Origin of the sequence: Streptomyces termitum (genome assembly GCF_014650175.1) — a bacterium.
GTDB classification, from domain to species: Bacteria; Actinomycetota; Actinomycetes; order Streptomycetales; family Streptomycetaceae; genus Streptomyces; species Streptomyces termitum.
This window is the reverse complement of sequence record NZ_BMUL01000002.1, coordinates 561,657-579,360: the sequence shown is the minus strand read 5'-3', so window position 1 is coordinate 579,360 and position 17,704 is coordinate 561,657. Positions and strand designations below refer to the sequence as shown.

Here is a 17,704-nt window from a genome sequence, read left to right as displayed (position 1 = left end):
CCCACAACGCGACCCTTTCAGGTCTCGCCGAAAGGCTCGGGGTGGACCAGGCGCCAGGGCCAGCATGCACGGCATGAACACGTTCTCCCGCCGCACCCTCGCCAAAGCCGCCCTGCTCGGCACCGTTTCCACGGCCCTCGCCGCTTCCCCGGCCTCGGCCTCGGAGACGGCCCCCGTTCCCCCGGCCCCGGCCGGGGCCCCCGATGGGTTCGTGCCCGTGCTGCCCGCGCCGACCGGGCCGTATCCGGTGGGGACGGTCCGCCGCGCGTTCACCGATCCGTCGCGGACCGATCCGTGGGATCCGGCGCTCGGGCTCCGTCAGGTCGTCGTCGACGTGGTGTACCCGGCCCGCAGCGTGCGGGGTTTCCGCCGGGTGCCCCAGCTCACCCCGGGGGAGGCGCGGGTCTTCGCGGAGCTGGCGTTCCCGGTGCGGGGGCTGCCCGCGGCCGGGGTCGACTGGGGCGGGGCGCTGACCCACGCGCACGCGGGCGCGCCGCCGCTGCCGGGCCGCCGCCCGGTCGTGCTGTACACGCCGGGCGGCGGCGACGCCCGCACCCTCGGCACCGGGCTCGCCGCCGATCTGGCGAGCCACGGCGCGGTCGTCGTCCTCGTCGACCATCCGGGCGAGGCGAGCCAGGTGGAGCTGCCGGACGGTACGGTCCGCGAGACGGTGCTGTACGGGCCGCCGGACCCGGCGACGTTCCGGACCATGGTGGAGACCCGGGTCGCGGACCTGAGGCTCGTCCTGGACCGGCCGGGGGCGCTGCCGCCCGGTCTGGTGCCGGATCCGGCCCGGGTCCTGGCCTGCGGCCACTCGGCGGGCGGCACCGCCGCCGCGCTGCTCGCCGCCCGCGACCCCCGCGTCAGGGCCGTCGCGAATCTGGAGGGGTACCTCGACCTGGAGCCCTGGCCCGGCCGCCGGCCGCTGCTCCTGATGCGTACGGACGGCTTCGAGGGGGCGGAGCGGATCGAGCGCTCCTGGGCGGGGCTGCGGGCCCGGCGCCGTACCCTCCGGGCCGCGAACCACTGGGTCTTCACCGACCACGCGGCCGTCGTGCCGCAGCTGCACGCGGCCGGGCTGGTCACCGGCGCGGTCCGGGACGGGCTCGTCGGCCCCGGCGACGCGGCGGCCACCGCCGCCGCCGTCGGGCGCGGACTGCGGGACTTCCTCGCCGCGCTCCCCACGGGTCCCGCCCGGCGCCCGGGGCCCGCCCAGTAGATTGGACGCGTGCTCTCCCGTCTCTCCCGGATGCCCCGGTCCCGCGTGCTGGCGGCGTGTGCCGTGCCCGTCGTCGCGCTGTTCGCGGTGGCCGGGCTCGCGCCGCTGCCGTTCGCCCTCGCCCAGCCCGGCATCACCGCCGACGTCCTCGGGAAGGACAAGGGGCGGGAGGTCATCACGATCACCGGCGCCCCGGTCCGCCCCACCACCGGCCGGCTGCGGATGACGACCATCCTCGCCACCGGTCCGGGCACGGACGTGGACCTCGCGGACGTGGCCGACGCCTGGTTCCGCACGGACCGGGCGGTGCTCCCGTACGCCAACGTCTACCCGCCGGGGAAGTCGGACGCCGAGATCGAGCAGCGCAACCTGGGCCAGATGAAGGAGTCCCAGGACGACGCGACCCTCGCCGCCCTCGGCTTCCTGAAGAAGGACCCGGAGCAGGTGAAGGTGGAGCTGCACCTCGCCGACGTGGGCGGTCCCAGCGCGGGCCTGATGTTCGCCCTCGGCATCGTCGACAAGCTCGACGGCGACGGTGACGGCGGCGACCTGACCGGCGGCCGGACGATCGCCGGTACGGGCACGATCGCGCCGGACGGGACGGTCGGGGCGGTCGGCGGGGTCGCGCTCAAGACGCAGGCCGCCGCGCGCGACGGGGCGACCGTCTTCCTGGTGCCGAAGGACGAGTGCTCCGACGCGCTGGCCGAGCGGCCGAAGGAGCTGAGGCTGGTGCCCGTCGCCACCCTCAGCGACGCGGTGGGCTCCCTGCGGGCGCTGGAGCAGGGGCGGGCGTCGCAGGTCCCGTCCTGCTAGGCCCCGTCCCGTCCGGAGCGGCGGGGGCGTCCAGGCCGCGCCAGGCGGGGAAGACGGCCGGGGCGAGCGTGACCAGGAAGTAGAGGCCGCCGACGGTCAGCAGGGTCGCGGTCAGCCCGGCCCGCTCGACGAGCAGGCCCGTGACCAGGCCGCCCAGCGGGGTCGCCATCAGGACTCCGGCGGTGCTCGCGCCGGCGACCCGGCTGCGCAGCTCCTCGGGCACCCGCTCGTACATCACCGTCGTCAGGATCGGGTTGAGCACCCCGGCGCCGAGGCCCGAGACCACGGCCGTCAGCAGGAGCGGGGCCGCCGTCCCGGTCGCCGCCGCCACGAGGAACATCGGCGCCCCGGTGACGAGGAACCCGGCGGTGAAGACGCCCCGGCGCGGGAAGCGGTGGCCGACCGCCCCGTAGAGCAGCGCCCCGCCCAGCGCGCAGCCGGCGAAGACGGCGACCAGCAGGCCCTGGGCGGCCGGGCCGCCCAGGTGCTCCCGGGCGTGCAGCGGCAGCAGCACCGAACTCCAGCTCAGCGACAGGCCGTTGGTGAGCATGACCATCAGCATGATGCCGAGCATCAGCCGGTCCCGGAACAGGTAGGCGTATCCCTCGCGCAGGTCGGCGCGGTAGCGCGCGGCGGAGAGCGGCGGGCCGTCGCGGTGCGGCTCGGCGGTGGCGATCCCGCGCAGCCCGGCGGTGACGAGCGCGGCGGAGACGGCGAAGGTGGCGGCGTCGACGTAGAGCACGGTGTCGGCGCCGACCAGTGCGACGAGGACGCCGCCGAAGGCCGCGCCGCCCATCCGGGCCCCGCGCGAGACCGCGTCGTACAGGCTCGCGGCCCGGGTCAGCGAGGTCCCGGCCCGCGCGGCGAGGTCCGGCACGAGGACGTGCCGGGCGGTCTCGCCGGGGGCGTGGAAGAGGCCGTTGACCGCCATCAGCGCGCAGAGCAGCCCGTACGAGAGCAGCCCGGCGTGGTGCAGCAGCGGGATCGCGGCGAGGGCGAGCCCGCAGACCAGGTCGGAGGCGATGCTGACCCGGCGGCGGCCGATCCGGTCGACGACGGGGCCGCCCGCGATGGCGGAGAGGACGACCGGCAGGGCGGCGCAGAAGGCGACGAAGCCGGCCTTGCCGGGCGATCCGGTGGTCTCCAGGGCGAACCAGGGAACGCCGATCAGGGTGAGCGAATTGCCCGCTATGGAGACGGCGTTGGCGGTCAGGACGGTGAACAGGGGCTTCTTGTCGGCCCCCGCCGTGCCTTCTTCCGCGATGGTCTTTCCCCCTGCCGCGCCTTCCCCCGCGACGGTCTTTCCCCCCGGGGCGTTCACGCGGCGAGGGCGACCGCGAGGTCGGTCGGGCCGGACAGGCGGGTTCCCCAGACGACGAGCCGCCGTCCGACCCGCTCCCGGAGCGGGGCCGTCCGCACCCGTGCGGCGGCCTTCCGGTGGGCTTCGGCGGCGGTCGTCCGGTGCAGCAGGAGGTGGATGTCGGGGTGCATGGTCTCGTGGTCCCTTCCGTGGAGGTGGCGGCGGTACGGGCGCGGGCCTCCGCGCGGCGGAGGCGCGGGCTCAGTCCTCGTGCTGGGGGAACGTGTGCAGGTGGAGCCGTACGCGCGCGGCGTCCGGAGCCCCGGCCTCGGGCACGTTCCGGTACTCGTCGATCAGCGCGTGCATCCGCTCGCCGAGCTCGCGCACGGCGGACGGCGGCAGCCGCAGGGTGAAGTCGCTCATGTCCGAGGCGCCGACCCAGGCGGGCCATTCGTGGCGGGTGGCGATCCAGGTCGCCAGCTCCTGGGTGTGGTGGGAGGCGTTCTCGTGCAGGAGGAGGTCGGCGGCGCCGCGCACCTCGGGGTCGGAGTTCCGGTCCAGCGACTCGTCCCAGCGCACGCCCTGCTGGGCGGCCCGCCACCAGCGCTCGCGCCCCTTGCCGAGGCTCGGGTCGTCCTCGACGAAGCCGTGCGCGGCGAGCTGGCGCAGGTGGTAGCTGGTGGCGCCGCTGGACTCGCCGAGGCGTTCGGCGAGCCCGGAGGCGGTGGCCGGCCCGTAGTGGCGCAGGGCGCGGAGGAGCCGCATGCGGAGGGGGTGGGCGAGACCGCGCAGGGAGCGCGGGTCGAGCACCCGGGTGTCGTGCTTCGGGGTGGCCTTCGCGGCCTTCTCGGGCTCGGGCATGCTCCGAGAGTAGGTGTGCAAAGAAGACGTTGCAAGGGTTTCTTTGCAACGTCTTCTTTGCACACCTGCCGGGCGCCCCGCCGGTCCGGCGACGGCTACAACGGCTCCCCGCTCGCCGCCTGTTCGACCAGCGGGATGATCCGCAGCGGCACCGCGTTCTCCATCACGATCGCCGTCGACGCCCGCACGATCCCCTCGAACGCCACCACCTTGTCGATCACCCGCTGGAGGTCCGCGTTCGACCGCGCCACCAGCCGGCACAGCATGTCGCCGTGGCCCGTGGTGGTGTGCAGCTCCAGCACCTCCGGCACGGTCGCCAGGTGCTCCCGCACGTCCGCGCCCTGCCCCTGCTTGATCTCCAGCGTCGCGAACGCCGTCACCGGATAGCCCAGCGCCGCCGGGTCCACCTGCGGCCCGAACCCCCGGATCACCCCGCTCGCCTGGAGCCGGTCGAGCCGCGCCTGCACGGTGCCCCGGGCCACCCCCAGCCGCCGGGACGCCTCCAGGACCCCTATCCGCGGCTCGCGCGCGAGGAGCACGATCAGGCGCCCGTCCAAATGATCGATCGCCACGGCGGCCTCCCAATGGTCACGATGTACAAGTCGTCCGCACATACTCGACCGTCGCTGTACACATTGACCAGAGGATCTGCAAACTATTGCGCACCTTGCAGGGCGGCGGGACGCTGTTCCCATGACTGAGACCATCGATCACACCCCCTCCACGGCGCGGCAGGCCGATCCCTTCCCCGTGAAGGGAATGGACGCGGTCGTCTTCGCCGTCGGCAACGCCAAGCAGGCCGCCCACTACTACTCCACGGCCTTCGGCATGAAGCTCGTCGCCTACTCCGGACCGGAGAACGGCAGCCGCGAGACCGCCAGTTACGTGCTCACCAACGGCGCCGCCCGCTTCGTGCTCACCTCCGTCATCAAGGCCTCCACCGACCACGGCCGCTTCCTCGCCGAGCACGTCGCCGAGCACGGCGACGGCGTCGTCGACCTGGCCATCGAGGTCCCGGACGCCCGCGCCGCGTACGCCTACGCCGTCGAGCACGGCGCCACCGGCATCGCGGAGCCCTACGAGGTGAAGGACGAGAACGGCACCGTCGTCCTCGCCGCCATCGCCACCTACGGCAAGACCCGCCACACCCTCGTCGAGCGCTCCGGCTACGACGGCCCGTACCTGCCCGGCTACGTCGCCGCCTCCCCGATCGTCGAGCCCCCGGCCAAGCGCACCTTCCAGGCCATCGACCACTGCGTCGGCAACGTCGAGCTCGGCAAGATGAACGAGTGGGTCGGCTTCTACAACAAGGTCATGGGCTTCACGAACATGAAGGAGTTCGTGGGCGACGACATCGCCACCGAGTACTCCGCCCTCATGTCGAAGGTCGTCGCGGACGGCACCCTCAAGGTGAAGTTCCCGATCAACGAGCCCGCGATCGCGAAGAAGAAGTCGCAGATCGACGAGTACCTGGAGTTCTACGGCGGCGCCGGCGTCCAGCACATCGCCCTCGCCACCAACGACATCGTCGCCTCCGTGCGCGCGATGCGCGCCGCGGGCGTCCAGTTCCTCGACACCCCCGACTCGTACTACGACACCCTCGGCGAGTGGGCCGGCGAGACCCGCGTGCCCGTCGAGATCCTCCGTGAGCTGAAGATCCTCGTCGACCGCGACGAGGACGGCTACCTGCTCCAGATCTTCACCAAGCCGGTGCAGGACCGCCCGACCGTCTTCTTCGAGATGATCGAGCGCCACGGCTCCATGGGCTTCGGCAAGGGCAACTTCAAGGCCCTCTTCGAGGCCATCGAGCGCGAGCAGGAGAAGCGCGGCAACCTGTAGCCGCACCCGCGCGAAGACCGGCGCGCGCGTCCGGGGCGGGGCACGGGGCCCGTCCCGGACGCGCGCGCTCACGTCCGCTTCCCCGCCCCGGACCCGCGTGCGGACGACCGCTCCGGCGGTACGTCCCCGGGCAGCGCGTCCTTCGGCAGCGCGTCGGCCGTCACCGCCGGTTCGCCCAGCGCCTCCAGCGCCTCCCGCGCGCGCGGCGCGTGCAGCGGCGAGAAGGACGGATGGATCCGCAGCGCCTCGGCCAGGTGCCGGCGCGCCGGACCCGTCCGGCCCAGCGCCCGCTCCACCTCACCCAGGTGGTACGTGAACGGGGCACTGCGCGGCCCCTCCTCGACGGCCCGCCGCGCATACCCCAGCGCCTCCCGGGACGCCCCCGACCGGTGCAGCGCCCAGCCCAGCGCGTCCGCCACCGCCACCGAGCGGCGGCCCCGCTCCCACGCGGCCCGCAGCCGCGCCACCGCCACCGCCGGATCACCGTGGTCCGCCTCCAGCAGCCCCCGCGCCACCTCGTCCGCCGGCGAGGCCCAACTCCCCGCCCGCAGCCGCCCGTACGCCGCCCGCGCGTCCCCGTCCAGGCCCAGCGACTCGGCCAGCTCCCCGGACTCCAGGACGTACTCCGGCAGCGGCTGCCGGGCCAGCGCCGCCCGCCACTGTGCCGCCGCCTCGCCGGTCCGGCCCAGGGCGGCCAGCGCCCGCGCCCGGCCCGCCAGCGCGGGCCCGTGCTCCGGTACGAGCCGCAGCGCCGCCCCGTACCGCTCCAGCGCCTCGGCCGGCTCGCCCCGCTCCCACGCGAACCGCCCCAGCCGGGCGTACGCCGCCGCCCCCTCCGCGTCCGTGGCCGCCAGCGCCGCCGCGTCCAGCGCCGTCGCGTCCGCGTCCTCCCGCCAGCCCCGGTCCCGGTACACCTGCGCCGCCCGGCCCCGCACCACCGCCCCGCCGCGCAGCTCCTCCAGCGACTCCATCGCCTTCCGGGCCGCCGGATACTCCCCGAGCCCGTCATAGGCGTCGATGAGGAGCGGGTACGCCGCCCAGCGCTTGGGATCGGCCTTCCTGACCCCTTCGCCCCACGCCTTCGCGGCCTTCCAGTCGCCGCGCGCCCCCGCCAGCGCCCCGAGCCCCAGCCGGGCGTCCAGGTTCCCCCGGTCCGCCGGGAGCACGGCCAGCGACCGGTCCAGCGCCGCCCCGGCCCGCGCGAGATCCGGTACGGCCCCGGTCCGCACCGCCCGCTCCGTGTAGGCCGCGCCCAGCTCCGCCCACGCGGGCGCGTCGTCCGGATGCCCGCGCAGCCACGCCTCCCGGTCCCCGATCAGCGCGACCAGGTCCGGCAGCGCCGCCGGAGCCCCCGCGCGCGCCGCGGCCGCCGCCCGCTCCACCGGCCCCGGCGGCCGGTCCCGGCCGTCCCCGCCCACCAGCCCCGGCAGCCACACCAGCGCCCCCGCCGCGAGCACCGCCCCGACCCCGGTCCCCAGCACCGCCCGCGACCACTTCCGGCTCCTCATGGGCCTCACTGTGGGCCCGGCCCCGCCGGTACGAAGACCGCACCGGCCACCGGTCGCGGCGGGTTCACACCGATGGCCCCGGCTGCCAGGCTGGGGGCATGGATGATCTCCGGACGCTCCACGAGGCCCTGCGGGCCGGGCTCCCCGCCGACGCCGTCCTCACCGACCCGGACGTGACGGCCTCCTACGCCCACGACATGGCGGGCTTCTGCACGGCCGGCACCCCCGCGGCCGTCGTGCTCCCGCGCACCGTCGAGCAGGTGCGGCACGTCATGCGGACCGCGACGGAACTCCGCGTCCCGGTCGTGCCGCAGGGCGCCCGCACCGGACTGTCCGGGGGCGCCAACGCCTCCGAGGGCTGCGTCGTGCTCTCCCTCGTCAAGATGGACCGCATCCTGGAGATCGACCCGGTCGACCGGATCGCCGTCGTCGAACCGGGCGTCGTGAACGCCGTCCTCTCCCGTGCCGTCGCCGAACACGGCCTGTACTACCCGCCGGACCCCTCCAGCTGGGAGTCGTGCACCATCGGCGGGAACATCGGCACCGCCTCCGGCGGCCTGTGCTGCGTCAAGTACGGCGTCACCGCCGAGTACGTCCTCGGCCTCGACGTCGTCCTCGCCGACGGCCGCCTCCTCACCACCGGCCGCCGCACCGCCAAGGGCGTCGCCGGATACGACCTCACCCGCCTCTTCGTCGGCTCCGAGGGCAGCCTCGGCATCGTCGTGAAGGCCGTCCTCGCGCTCAAGCCGCAGCCGCCCGCGCAGCTCGTCCTCGCCGCCGAGTTCCCCTCCACGGACGCCGCCTGCGCCGCCGTCTGCGCCGTCATGGCGGGCGGCCACACGCCCTCGCTCCTCGAACTCATGGACCGCACCACCGTCCGGGCCGTCAACCGGCTGGCCCGGATGGGCCTCCCGGAGACCACCGAGGCGCTCCTGCTGTGCGCCTTCGACACCCCCGACCCGGCCGCCGACCTCGCCGCCGTGGGGGAGCTGTGCCGGGCCGCCGGAGCCACCGAGGTGGTGCCCGCCGCCGACGCCGCCGAGTCCGAACTCCTCCTCCAGGCCCGCCGCCTCGCCCTCACCGCCCTGGAGACCGTCAAACCGGCCACGATGATCGACGACGTGTGCGTGCCCCGCACCCGGCTCGCCGAGATGCTCGCCGGGACCGCCGCCGTCGCGGAGAAGTACGGCCTGACCATCGGCGTCTGCGCGCACGCGGGCGACGGCAACACCCACCCCGTCGTCTGCTTCGACCCCGCCGACGAGGACGAGTCCCGGCGCGCCCGCGCCTCCTTCGACGAGATCATGGCGCTCGGCCTCTCCCTCGGCGGCACCATCACCGGCGAGCACGGCGTCGGCGTCCTGAAGAAGGAGTGGCTGGCCCGGGAGCTCGGCCCGGTCGGCCTGGAGGTGCAGCGCGGCGTCAAGGCGGTCTTCGACCCGCTGGGCCTGCTCAACCCCGGCAAGCTGTTCTGACCCGCCGTCCGTCCGTACGGACCCGTGCCGCGCGGACTCACAGTTCGCCGTCCTGCGACTCGTCCGACGGCCACGGGTCGCGCAGCCACAGGTCGTCGCGGACCGAGGTGGTGGCGAGGAGTTCGGCCAGCCCGTCGTCGATGCCGAGCCGCTCGGACTCGGTGCCCGGCGGGACGGTCCGCAGGGTCCGCTCCAGCCAGGCGGACACCTGCGCCGACGGGGCCTCCAGGAGCGCGTCGCCGTCGGGGGAGGAGAGCGCCATCAGGATCACGCTGCGGCTGTCCACCTTCGTCGGCCAGATCCGCACGTCCCCGTGGCCGCACGGCCGGAAGACGCCCTCGACGAGGAGCTCGCGGGCGAAGGTCCAGTTGACCGGGTGCTCCGAGCCGATGTGGAAGGTGATGTGCACGGCGTACGGGTCGTCGGTCCGGTAGGCGAGCCGGGCCGGGACCGGGACCGCGCGCTCGGGGGAGAGCACCAGCTTCAGTTCCAGCTCGCGCTCGACGGTGGTGTGCTCGGTGTTCCGCATGGTCCTGATGCCTCTCGTCCGCGGGCCCCGTGCGGGCCTTCACCTGGAGAGAGCGCGGTCCCGCCGGTTCATTACGCGACTTCGGGAAAGTTTTTCGCGGAAATTTCCGGGGGAGGCTCAGGAGGCCCCGACCGCCCCGGATCCGGGGGCCCGAACCTCACCCGGAGTGACGGATTGTGGCCCCTGTCGCCCGAAGGCGGCCTTTCTCGCGGTCTCTTTCCGCCCTCGGGGGCGTTCTTCGTTACTGTGCCTCCTTGGGCGCGGCACACCGGGCGCGGAGCCGCGCGGAACCAGAGCGTTGTGACTGAACGGAGTCGGGGCAGTGGCTACTCCTCCCGGAGGCGGCGGCGAGGTACCTCAGGCGGGGTACTACCCGGACCCGTCGATCCCCGGATACATCCGGTTCTGGAACGGCGGCGCGTGGGTGCCCGGCACCAGCCGGCCCGCCCCCAAGGAGGACGAGGCCGCGCCGGCCCCGCCCGCCTCCGCCCACCCGGCCGGCCCGGTCCTCGCCCCGAGCCCCGCCCCGAACCCGAGCCCGGCCCCGCACCCCGCCCCCGAACCCGCCGCCCCGGCCGTCGCTCCGGCCCCCGCTCCGGCCGTCGAGGAGACCGGCCCGGTCTTCCTCGACGCGTACGACGGACACGGCGGACATGACGCGTACGACGGGTACGACGCCGGGTCCCCGGCCCCCGAACCCGCCTCCGCCCGGCAGGCGGCCCCCGCCGACGCCCCCCGGGCCGCCTGGAGCGACCCCCGCGACCCGGCCCCCGCGCAGCAGCGGCCCGCCCCCGCCCCCGCGCCCGTCGTGCCCGACCCGCGCGGCCCGGTCGCCTGGCCCACCGCCCCCGCCCAGTCCCAGGCCCAGGCCCCCGCCCAGACCCCGGTCCCGGCGCCCGCCCAGGCCCAGGCTCCCGCGCCCGCCCAGGCCCAGGCCCCCGCCCAGGCCCCCGCCGCCGAGCCCCGGGGCCTCGGCAGTCCGGCCCGGCTCGGCGGCATGCCGGTGACCCCGGCCCCCGTGCCGCAGCAGCACGCCCCGGCCCCCGCGCCCGCTCCCGCACAGCCCCGGCCCGCGCCCGTACCACCGCACCCCCGGCCCGCGCCCGTACAAGCACAGCCGCAGCCCGCCCCCGTACAGGCACAGCCGCAGCCCGCGCCCGGGGCGCCGTCGTGGGCGCAGCCCGCCGGGCCGGAGCAGGGGCAGCCGGTCGTGCCGTGGAAGCCGCCGGTCGAGGACCCCTTCCTCAAGGCCGCCCGCGAGCAGGCGTCCGCCGCCCCGGCCGGGCTCGGCCGCCGGCTCCTCGCCCGGGTGGTCGACACCGTCCTCCTCGGCGCGCTGACGGCCGCCGCCGCCTTCCCCTTCGCGACCGCCGCCCTGGACCACATCGACGCCAAGATCGAGGCCGCCAAGCGGTCCGGCGTCACCGTCCAGGTGTGGCTGGTGGACGGCACCACCTCGGTGCAGTTCGGCATCGCGCTCGGCCTGATGCTGGTCCTCGGCGTGCTGTACGAGGCGCTGCCCACCGCCCGGTGGGGCCGGACGGCCGGCAAGAAGCTGTGCGGGATCCAGGTGCGGGACATCGAGGCGCACGAGCCGCCCTCCTTCGGCCGCTCGCTGCGCCGCTGGTTCCTCCACACCCTCCTGGGCCTGCTCCTGATCGGCGTCCTGAACGCGCTCTGGTGCGTCTTCGACCGCCCGTGGCGCCAGTGCTGGCACGACAAGGCGGCCGGCACCTTCGTGGCCCGCGCCTGACGCCCGCCGCCCGTCGGGGGACCGGCTCCCCCGAACGGGCGCCCAGCCGTTGCGGGGCCCCGGTGCCCGGGATGCGATGCCCCCATGAGCACCGACCAGCCGCCGCCCGGCCCGCCCCCCGACGACGATCCGTTCGCCAAGAGGCCGCAGGACCCCCCGCCGGCCGGTCCGCCGCCGTCCGGCCCGCCGCCGGGAGGGGGGAACCCGTACGGCTCCTACCCGCCGCCCCCGCCCCCGCCGGGCAACCCCTACGGGGGCGGCGCGCCCGGCGGCCCCCACGGCGGGGACCCGTACGGAGGACCCGGCGGGGGCTACGGCGGCGCCGACCCGCTCTCCGGGATGCCGCCGCTGGCCGAGCCCGGGCGCCGCATCCTGGCCCGGCTCATCGACTGGGTGATCATCGCGGTGCCGCTCGCCCTCATCGGCATCCCCTTCGACATCTACGACCGGGTGTCGAAGGACGGCACGGACTTCCAGGACGCGATCACCGGCGGCGGGCAGCTGGCCTTCCAGCTCATCTCGATCGTCGCCTACGTCGCGTACGACACCGTGCTCACCGCGCAGCACGGGCAGACCCTCGGGAAGCGGCTGATGAAGCTGCGGGTGGCGATGCTCAACGACGGCTCCACGCCGCCCATGAGCCAGTCCCTGCTGCGTGCGGTCGTGCTCTGGCTGCCCGCGCTGATCTGCTGCGCCTGCCTGTGGCCGCTGCTGCTGCTCATCCTCATCCTGGTCGACAAGCCCTACCGGCAGGGCCTGCACGACAAGGCCGCGAAGACGGTCGTCGTCACCGCCCCGCACTGACCGGGCCCGGCACCTCCGCCGGCGCGGAGGTGCCTGCGGGGGCGCCGGACGGGGCGTCCGGGAGGGAGGTGACGGAGGTGGTGTCCGGGGTCTTGACGCGGCGGGTGCCCGGCGGCATCGTCACCGCCACGACGGTGCCGAGCACGAGGCCCGTGAGGCAGGCCAGGACGATGCCGGGGGGCCCGGTGGCTCCGGTCAGCAGCAGGAGCGCGGCGGTCGCGAGGACCACGACGGCCGAACCGTAGGCGTACTGCGCTGCGTTCGGACGCTGCATGACGGATACCGCCCCTCCGGGACTCCGGGCCGACTCTACGACGCTCGATGCCCCGGCGGAACGACGGGTAAGCGTGACCTGACCCATGGTGCCGGAGCACGGGGGGCGCACGGGTGGCGCGGGGGAGCACGGCCGGCCGCGGAGCCGGTCCGTCCGGGGGTGAGGAACCGCCCCGCACCGTAACTTTCCCAAGCTTTACCCGACTTGACCGTCCGATTACCGGATATCGACACCCGCATAGTGCACTTGGTATGTCCAAGTCAAGATCTGTCTTTTCTCCTCTCTCTCCGGTCGAATGTCGTCACTTGTGACGCGCGACCGCGCCGGACGGACACCCCACCTCCTCGTCCGAGCACGCGGACGCGGGGGAGGAACGACATCAAGTGACCAACAGACGACGGGCGATTCGGGCGTCCGCAGTCGTCGTGGCGCTCGCGGCCACCGCCGCCACCGCCTCGACCTTCAGCACCGCTTGGGCCAACGAGAACGGCCGGATCGCCGCGGCGGACGTCCGCCACGACCCCGCGCCGGGCAACGACGCCCAGAAGACCAAGGTCGACCACGACCTCGACGGCCCCTTCAGCAAGCAGCAGGCGCAGCAGCGCAAGGCCGCCCTGGAGCAGGTCCTCAAGGGCGACGCCAAGGTCGAGAAGCGCGGCGGCTCGCAGGTCGTCAAGCTCGGCGCGAAGAAGTACGTCGAGCTCGGCCGCGAGAAGACCGACAAGATCTTCACGATCCTCGTCGAGTTCGGCGACCAGGTGGACAACACCACCCTGGTCGACCGCAAGGACGACGACACCACCGACCTCAAGCCGAAGTACGGTGGCACGCCCGGCCCGCTGCACAACGCGATAGCGAAGCCGAACCGCAAGGTCGACAACTCGACCGCGTGGCAGGCCGACTACAACCAGAAGCACTTCCAGGACCTGTACTTCGGTACCGGCAAGGATGCCAAGGGCCGGCAGAAGCAGTCGCTGAAGACCTACTACGAGCGCACCTCGTCCGGCCGCTACTCGGTCGACGGCGCCGTCTCGGACTGGGTGAAGGTCCCGTACAACGAGGCCCGCTACGGCTCGAACTACTGCGGCCAGAGCAACTGCTCCAACGTCTGGGACACGGTCCGCGACGGCGTCAACGCCTGGGTCGCCGACCAGAAGGCCAAGGGCCGCACCGACGCCCAGATCAAGGCCGACCTGGCGACCTACGACCAGTGGGACCGCTACGACTTCGACGGCGACGGCAACTTCAACGAGCCCGACGGGTACATCGACCACTTCCAGATCGTCCACGCGGGCGAGGACGAGTCGGCCGGCGGCGGCGTGCAGGGCCCCGACGCCCTGTGGGCGCACCGCTGGTACGCCTACGGCACCGACGCGGGCAAGTCCGGCCCGGCCGGCAACAAGGCCGGCGGCACCCCGATCGGCGACACCGGCATCTGGGTCGGCGACTACACGATGCAGCCCGAGAACGGCGGCCTCGGCGTCTTCGCCCACGAGTACGGCCACGACCTCGGCCTGCCGGACCTGTACGACACCGCGGGCGGCGAGAACTCCACGGGCTTCTGGACGCTGATGTCGTCCGGTTCCTGGCTCGGCAAGGGCAAGGACGCCATCGGCGACCTGCCCGGCGACATGAACGCCTGGGACAAGCTCCAGCTCGGCTGGCTCAACTACACCAAGGTGAGCAACGAGTCCCGCAAGTGGAACTCCACCCACAAGCTGGGCGTCGCCGAGTACAACACCAAGAACCCGCAGGCGCTCGTCGTCGAGCTGCCGAAGAAGGCCGTCACCACCGACATCGTCGCGCCCGCCGAGGGCACCACCCAGTGGTGGAGCGGCATGGGCGACGACCTCAAGAACACCCTCACCCGCTCCGTCGACCTGACGGGCAAGTCGGCCGCCTCCCTGGAGCTCAAGGGCTGGTACGACATCGAGGCCGAGTACGACTACCTCTACACCGAGGTGTCGACGGACGGCGGCGCCAACTGGACCGCCGTGGACGGCACCGCCGACGGCGTGGCCCTCCCGCGCGACGCGGCCGGCTCCCCGGCGCTGACCGACGTCTCCGGCGCCCACAAGAAGCTCGTCTACGACCTCTCGGCCTACGCGGGCAAGAAGGTCGACCTCCGCTTCCGCTACCAGACGGACGGCGGCGCGGGCGGCAAGGGCTTCACCGCCGACGCGATCACGCTGACCGCCGACGGCGCCACCGTCTTCGCGGACGGCGCGGAGAACGGTGACAACGGCTGGACCGCCAAGGGCTTCTCGCGGGTCGGCAAGGGCTTCAGCAACGAGTACGAGCAGTACTACATCGCCGAGAACCGCCAGTACGTGTCGTACGACGAGACCCTCAAGGTCGGCCCGTACAACTTCGGCTTCACCGGCGACCGGGCCAACTGGGTCGAGCACTACCCGTACCAGAACGGTCTGCTCATCTGGAAGTGGGACCTGTCCCAGAAGGACAACAACACCTCCGTCCACCCGGGCCAGGGCCTGGTCCTGCCGGTCGACGCCCACCCGGCGCAGCTGCGGTGGAAGGACGGCACCCTGATGCGCAACCGCGTCCAGGCGTACGACTCCACCTTCAGCACCTACCGGACCGACGCCCTCCAGCTCCACAAGGGTGACGTCGCCACGTTCGTCCCGTCGCTGCGGGGCAACCCGGTCTTCGACGACCGGAAGAACACCTACTGGACCGAGGAGAACCCGCGGGCCGGTGTCAAGATTACTGACACCAACACGAAGATCCAGATCGTCAAGGAGCCGAAGAGCGGCGACACGATCACGGTCCGCGTGGGTCCTTCGAAGCGGTAAAGCAGTGAAGTAGCAGGTCAAAGCATGATCGGCCGTCGCCCCCTAGCGGGCGGCGGCCGATCGTGTTTAGGTGCCTCTGACCAGTTCCTTATTGACAGTCCACTCACGGGGGAGCGTTTTCGCATGTCTGGTGGAGGATTCTGCAAGTTGCCGGGAGGCAGTGTGGTGGTCGCGATAGGGCTGCCCAGCCCGGCCGGGGACGGCGCCACCGTGCGCTTCCTCGTCCACGCGGCCAACCGGGCCCGCGCCCTGACCAGGCTGCGGAACCTCGGTCTGCGCGCGGTCTACCTGCGGGGGAACGCGGAGCCGCCCACCCCGGACGAGATCACGGCCGTCCTGCACCATCCCGACGGGCTGCTGTGGCGGTCCACCCCGGGGGCCGCGCAGGAGCTGTGGCGCTCCGCGCGCGCCCTGCCGAAGGCACCGGCGGCCTGACCGCCCCGGGGGAGGGGCCTCAGGCGACCACGGGGGTGCCCGTGAGCTCCACGCCGGCCTCGCGGAGCTCCGAGAGGGCCCGCTCGGTGGTCGCGGCGGCCACGCCCGCCGTCAGGTCCAGCAGGACCCGGGTGCGGAAGCCCTCGCGGGCCGCGTCCAGGGCGGTGGCCCGCACGCAGTGGTCGGTGGCGATGCCGACCACGTCCACCTCCGTCACGTCCCGCTCGCGCAGCCAGCCGGCCAGCGTCGCGCCGTTCTCGTCGCGGCCCTCGAAGCCGCTGTACGCGGCGGCGTACGCGCCCTTGTCGAAGACGGCCTGCACCGCGCCGCCGGCGACGGCGGGGGCGAAGTTCGGGTGGAAGCCGACGCCCTCGGTGCCGGCCACGCAGTGCCGGGGCCAGGAGGAGGTGTAGTCGGGCGCCTCGCCCTCGGGGGCGAAGTGGGCGCCGGGGTCCACATGGTGGTCGCGGGTGGCGACGACGTGCCGGTAGGCGGCGCCGGCGGCCTCGCCGACCAGCTCGGTGATGGCGGCGGCGACGTCGGCGCCCCCGGTCACCGCGAGGCTGCCGCCCTCGCAGAAGTCGTTCTGTACGTCCACGACGATCAGTGCGCGGTGCATGGCGGGTGTCCTCGGGGGTCGGGGGGCGGAAGGGGTGGGACCGAGCCTAGGGACTTCCCCTCCCGCGCGGGAGGGGGCGCCCCCGTGGGCCCGGTCCGCCGGGGTCAGGCGTACTCGGTGGGCAGCACGGGCTCGCCGCGCGAGAGCTGGGTCGCCGAGACGGGCAGTGCGGCGCGGGCCGCGATGTGCCGGGCGCGGGCGGCCTCCAGGGGCTCCCGGGCGACCACCTCGCCGCCCTTGACCAGCTCGACGAGGAGCTGGTCGGCGGCGAGCGCGTCGGGCACCGGTCCGGTGCCGACGACCTCGGCCTCGGCGACGCCCTGGGCGTCGCGGCGGCGGGCCGCCCACTTGCGGCCGCCGACGGACGCCTTGCCGCCGAGCGACTTCTTCGCCACCGGGACGAGCGGGGCCTTCGGGTCGGCGGAGGCGGCGCGGGCGACCAGCTTGTAGACCATGGAGCAGGTGGGGTGGCCGCTGCCGGTGACGAGCTGGGTGCCGACGCCGTACGCGTCGACCGGCGCGGCGGCCAGCGAGGCGATGGCGTACTCGTCGAGGTCGGAGGTGACCACGATCTTCGTGTCGCGGGCGCCGAGCTCGTCGAGCTGGGCGCGGACGCGGTGGGCGACGAGGAGCAGGTCGCCGGAGTCGATGCGGACGGCGCCGAGCTCGGGCCCGGCGATCTCGACGGCGGCGCGGACCGCCTCGGCGACGTCGTAGGTGTCGACGAGGAGGGTGGTGCCGCGGCCGAGGCTGTCGATCTGGGCGCGGAAGGCGTCCCGCTCGGTGTCGTGCAGCAGGGTGAAGGCGTGGGCGGAGGTGCCGACGGTCGGGATGCCGTAGCGGAAGCCGGCGGCGAGGTCGGAGGTGGAGTCGAAGCCGCCGACGTAGGCGGCGCGGGAGGCGGCGACGGCGGCCAGCTCGTGGGTGCGGCGGGCACCCATCTCGATCAGGCCGCGTCCGCCGGCGGCGGCGGACATGCGGGAGGCGGCGGCGGCGATGGCCGAGTCGTGGTTGAGGATGGAGAGGATCACCGTCTCCAGCAGGACGCACTCCGCGAAGGAGCCCTCGACGCGCAGGACGGGGGAGCCGGGGAAGTACACCTCCCCCTCGGGGTAGCCCCAGATGTCGCCGGAGAAGCGGTAGCCCGCCAGCCAGTCCAGGGTGGGGCCGTCGACGATGTCCCGCTCGCGCAGGAAGCCGAGGACGGCGGGGTCGAAGCGGAAGTTCTCGACGGCGTCCAGGACCCGGCCGACGCCCGCGAGGGCGCCGTACCGCCGGCCCTCCGGCAGCCTCCGGGTGAAGACCTCGAAGACGGAGCGCCGGTCGGCGGTGCCGGCCCGGAGGGCCGCCTGGAGCATGGTCAGCTCGTACTGGTCGGTGAAGAGGGCGGTCGACGGCACGTCCACCGGGAGTCCAAGGTCCGCAGCGTTCATGGGGACGATGCTAGCGCACTATTCGTCAC

General features: G+C 74.2%; 17 protein-coding genes. 8 read left to right on the top strand and 9 right to left on the bottom strand.

Annotation, left to right across the window (positions count from 1 at the left end; genetic code table 11):
- The first annotated feature begins 73 nt into the window (after positions 1-73).
- Both IE219_RS05895 and IE219_RS05890 read left to right on the top strand, forming a co-directional pair.
- Positions 74-1,219 carry an alpha/beta hydrolase gene (locus IE219_RS05895; protein ID WP_189975431.1) on the top strand — a complete coding sequence of 382 codons (1,146 nt, stop codon included), beginning with the start codon at positions 74-76 and terminating at the stop codon, positions 1,217-1,219.
- Between the two features lie 30 nt (positions 1,220-1,249).
- Entirely contained in the window at positions 1,250-2,032 is a 783-nt protein-coding gene (locus IE219_RS05890; RefSeq protein WP_189975523.1) for a S16 family serine protease, read from the top strand.
- Here the strand turns inward: IE219_RS05890 and IE219_RS05885 are convergent.
- The 4 genes from IE219_RS05885 to IE219_RS05870 form a co-directional block, all read right to left on the bottom strand.
- The gene (locus IE219_RS05885; RefSeq protein WP_189975522.1) at positions 1,965-3,296 is read right to left on the bottom strand and encodes an MFS transporter; all 1,332 of its coding nucleotides are present in this window, start codon (positions 3,294-3,296) and stop codon (positions 1,965-1,967) included. The two genes, IE219_RS05890 and IE219_RS05885, sit on opposite strands and share 68 nt — an antisense overlap.
- Before the next feature lie 53 nt (positions 3,297-3,349).
- Positions 3,350-3,523: a hypothetical protein gene (locus IE219_RS05880; protein ID WP_189975430.1), complete on the bottom strand. Its 174-nt coding sequence runs from the start codon at positions 3,521-3,523 to the stop codon at positions 3,350-3,352.
- Positions 3,524-3,593: 70 nt separating this feature from the next.
- Positions 3,594-4,193, bottom strand: a complete 600-nt coding sequence (locus IE219_RS05875) for a winged helix-turn-helix domain-containing protein (RefSeq protein ID WP_189975429.1) — start codon at positions 4,191-4,193, stop codon at positions 3,594-3,596.
- Positions 4,194-4,288: 95 nt separating this feature from the next.
- On the bottom strand, positions 4,289-4,765 hold the full coding sequence (locus tag IE219_RS05870) for an Lrp/AsnC family transcriptional regulator (protein WP_189975428.1): 477 nt from the start codon (positions 4,763-4,765) through the stop codon (positions 4,289-4,291).
- 121 nt (positions 4,766-4,886) lie between these two features.
- Here IE219_RS05870 and hppD point away from each other — a divergent pair, with 121 nt between their 5' ends.
- Complete coding sequence (hppD, locus tag IE219_RS05865) at positions 4,887-6,032, top strand: 4-hydroxyphenylpyruvate dioxygenase (RefSeq protein ID WP_189975427.1); 1,146 nt, start codon at positions 4,887-4,889, stop codon at positions 6,030-6,032.
- Positions 6,033-6,100: 68 nt separating this feature from the next.
- On the opposite strand, the gene IE219_RS05860 is transcribed toward hppD, so the two are convergent.
- Complete coding sequence (locus tag IE219_RS05860; protein ID WP_229849601.1) at positions 6,101-7,540, bottom strand: tetratricopeptide repeat protein; 1,440 nt, start codon at positions 7,538-7,540, stop codon at positions 6,101-6,103.
- Positions 7,541-7,638: 98 nt separating this feature from the next.
- Between IE219_RS05860 and IE219_RS05855 the strand changes: the two genes are divergently transcribed.
- Positions 7,639-9,015, top strand: coding sequence for an FAD-binding oxidoreductase (locus tag IE219_RS05855; protein ID WP_189975425.1), 1,377 nt, complete (start codon positions 7,639-7,641; stop codon positions 9,013-9,015).
- A 37-nt stretch (positions 9,016-9,052) separates the two neighbouring features.
- On the opposite strand, the gene IE219_RS05850 is transcribed toward IE219_RS05855, so the two are convergent.
- Positions 9,053-9,544, bottom strand: coding sequence for an SsgA family sporulation/cell division regulator (locus IE219_RS05850; RefSeq protein ID WP_189975424.1), 492 nt, complete (start codon positions 9,542-9,544; stop codon positions 9,053-9,055).
- A gap of 322 nt (positions 9,545-9,866) precedes the next feature.
- Here IE219_RS05850 and IE219_RS05845 point away from each other — a divergent pair, with 322 nt between their 5' ends.
- Both IE219_RS05845 and IE219_RS05840 read left to right on the top strand, forming a co-directional pair.
- Positions 9,867-11,297, top strand: coding sequence for an RDD family protein (locus IE219_RS05845; protein ID WP_189975423.1), 1,431 nt, complete (start codon positions 9,867-9,869; stop codon positions 11,295-11,297).
- A gap of 84 nt (positions 11,298-11,381) precedes the next feature.
- On the top strand, positions 11,382-12,101 hold the full coding sequence (locus IE219_RS05840) for an RDD family protein (RefSeq protein WP_189975422.1): 720 nt from the start codon (positions 11,382-11,384) through the stop codon (positions 12,099-12,101).
- Here IE219_RS05840 and IE219_RS05835 read toward each other — a convergent pair.
- On the bottom strand, positions 12,085-12,375 hold the full coding sequence (locus IE219_RS05835) for a hypothetical protein (protein WP_189975421.1): 291 nt from the start codon (positions 12,373-12,375) through the stop codon (positions 12,085-12,087). The genes IE219_RS05840 and IE219_RS05835 overlap by 17 nt on opposite strands.
- A gap of 383 nt (positions 12,376-12,758) precedes the next feature.
- On the opposite strand from IE219_RS05835, the gene IE219_RS05830 reads away from it, so the two are divergent.
- Together IE219_RS05830 and IE219_RS05825 are read left to right on the top strand one after the other, a co-directional pair.
- On the top strand, positions 12,759-15,188 hold the full coding sequence (locus IE219_RS05830) for an immune inhibitor A domain-containing protein (protein WP_189975420.1): 2,430 nt from the start codon (positions 12,759-12,761) through the stop codon (positions 15,186-15,188).
- Between the two features lie 123 nt (positions 15,189-15,311).
- Complete coding sequence (locus IE219_RS05825; protein WP_189975419.1) at positions 15,312-15,623, top strand: hypothetical protein; 312 nt, start codon at positions 15,312-15,314, stop codon at positions 15,621-15,623.
- Between the two features lie 19 nt (positions 15,624-15,642).
- Here the strand turns inward: IE219_RS05825 and IE219_RS05820 are convergent, their stop codons facing one another.
- Positions 15,643-16,242 carry an isochorismatase family protein gene (locus IE219_RS05820; RefSeq protein ID WP_189975418.1) on the bottom strand — a complete coding sequence of 200 codons (600 nt, stop codon included), beginning with the start codon at positions 16,240-16,242 and terminating at the stop codon, positions 15,643-15,645.
- Positions 16,243-16,346: 104 nt separating this feature from the next.
- Positions 16,347-17,675, bottom strand: a complete 1,329-nt coding sequence (locus IE219_RS05815) for a nicotinate phosphoribosyltransferase (protein ID WP_189975417.1) — start codon at positions 17,673-17,675, stop codon at positions 16,347-16,349.
- Positions 17,676-17,704: the final 29 nt, after the last annotated feature.

Bases quoted from the DNA above. Each gene is read 5' to 3' on its own strand.
- IE219_RS05895 (WP_189975431.1), top strand. From the start codon at position 74: ATGAACACGTTCTCCCGCCGCACCCTCGCCAAAGCCGCCCTGCTCGGC.
- IE219_RS05890 (WP_189975523.1), top strand. From the start codon at position 1,250: ATGCCCCGGTCCCGCGTGCTGGCGGCGTGTGCCGTGCCCGTCGTCGCG.
- IE219_RS05880 (WP_189975430.1), bottom strand. From the start codon at position 3,523: ATGCACCCCGACATCCACCTCCTGCTGCACCGGACGACCGCCGCCGAA.
- IE219_RS05875 (WP_189975429.1), bottom strand. From the start codon at position 4,193: ATGCCCGAGCCCGAGAAGGCCGCGAAGGCCACCCCGAAGCACGACACC.
- hppD (WP_189975427.1), top strand. From the start codon at position 4,887: ATGACTGAGACCATCGATCACACCCCCTCCACGGCGCGGCAGGCCGAT.
- IE219_RS05860 (WP_229849601.1), bottom strand. From the start codon at position 7,540: ATGAGGAGCCGGAAGTGGTCGCGGGCGGTGCTGGGGACCGGGGTCGGG.
- IE219_RS05855 (WP_189975425.1), top strand. From the start codon at position 7,639: ATGGATGATCTCCGGACGCTCCACGAGGCCCTGCGGGCCGGGCTCCCC.
- IE219_RS05850 (WP_189975424.1), bottom strand. From the start codon at position 9,544: ATGCGGAACACCGAGCACACCACCGTCGAGCGCGAGCTGGAACTGAAG.
- IE219_RS05840 (WP_189975422.1), top strand. From the start codon at position 11,382: ATGAGCACCGACCAGCCGCCGCCCGGCCCGCCCCCCGACGACGATCCG.
- IE219_RS05835 (WP_189975421.1), bottom strand. From the start codon at position 12,375: ATGCAGCGTCCGAACGCAGCGCAGTACGCCTACGGTTCGGCCGTCGTG.
- IE219_RS05825 (WP_189975419.1), top strand. From the start codon at position 15,312: ATGTCTGGTGGAGGATTCTGCAAGTTGCCGGGAGGCAGTGTGGTGGTC.
- IE219_RS05820 (WP_189975418.1), bottom strand. From the start codon at position 16,242: ATGCACCGCGCACTGATCGTCGTGGACGTACAGAACGACTTCTGCGAG.
- IE219_RS05815 (WP_189975417.1), bottom strand. From the start codon at position 17,675: ATGAACGCTGCGGACCTTGGACTCCCGGTGGACGTGCCGTCGACCGCC.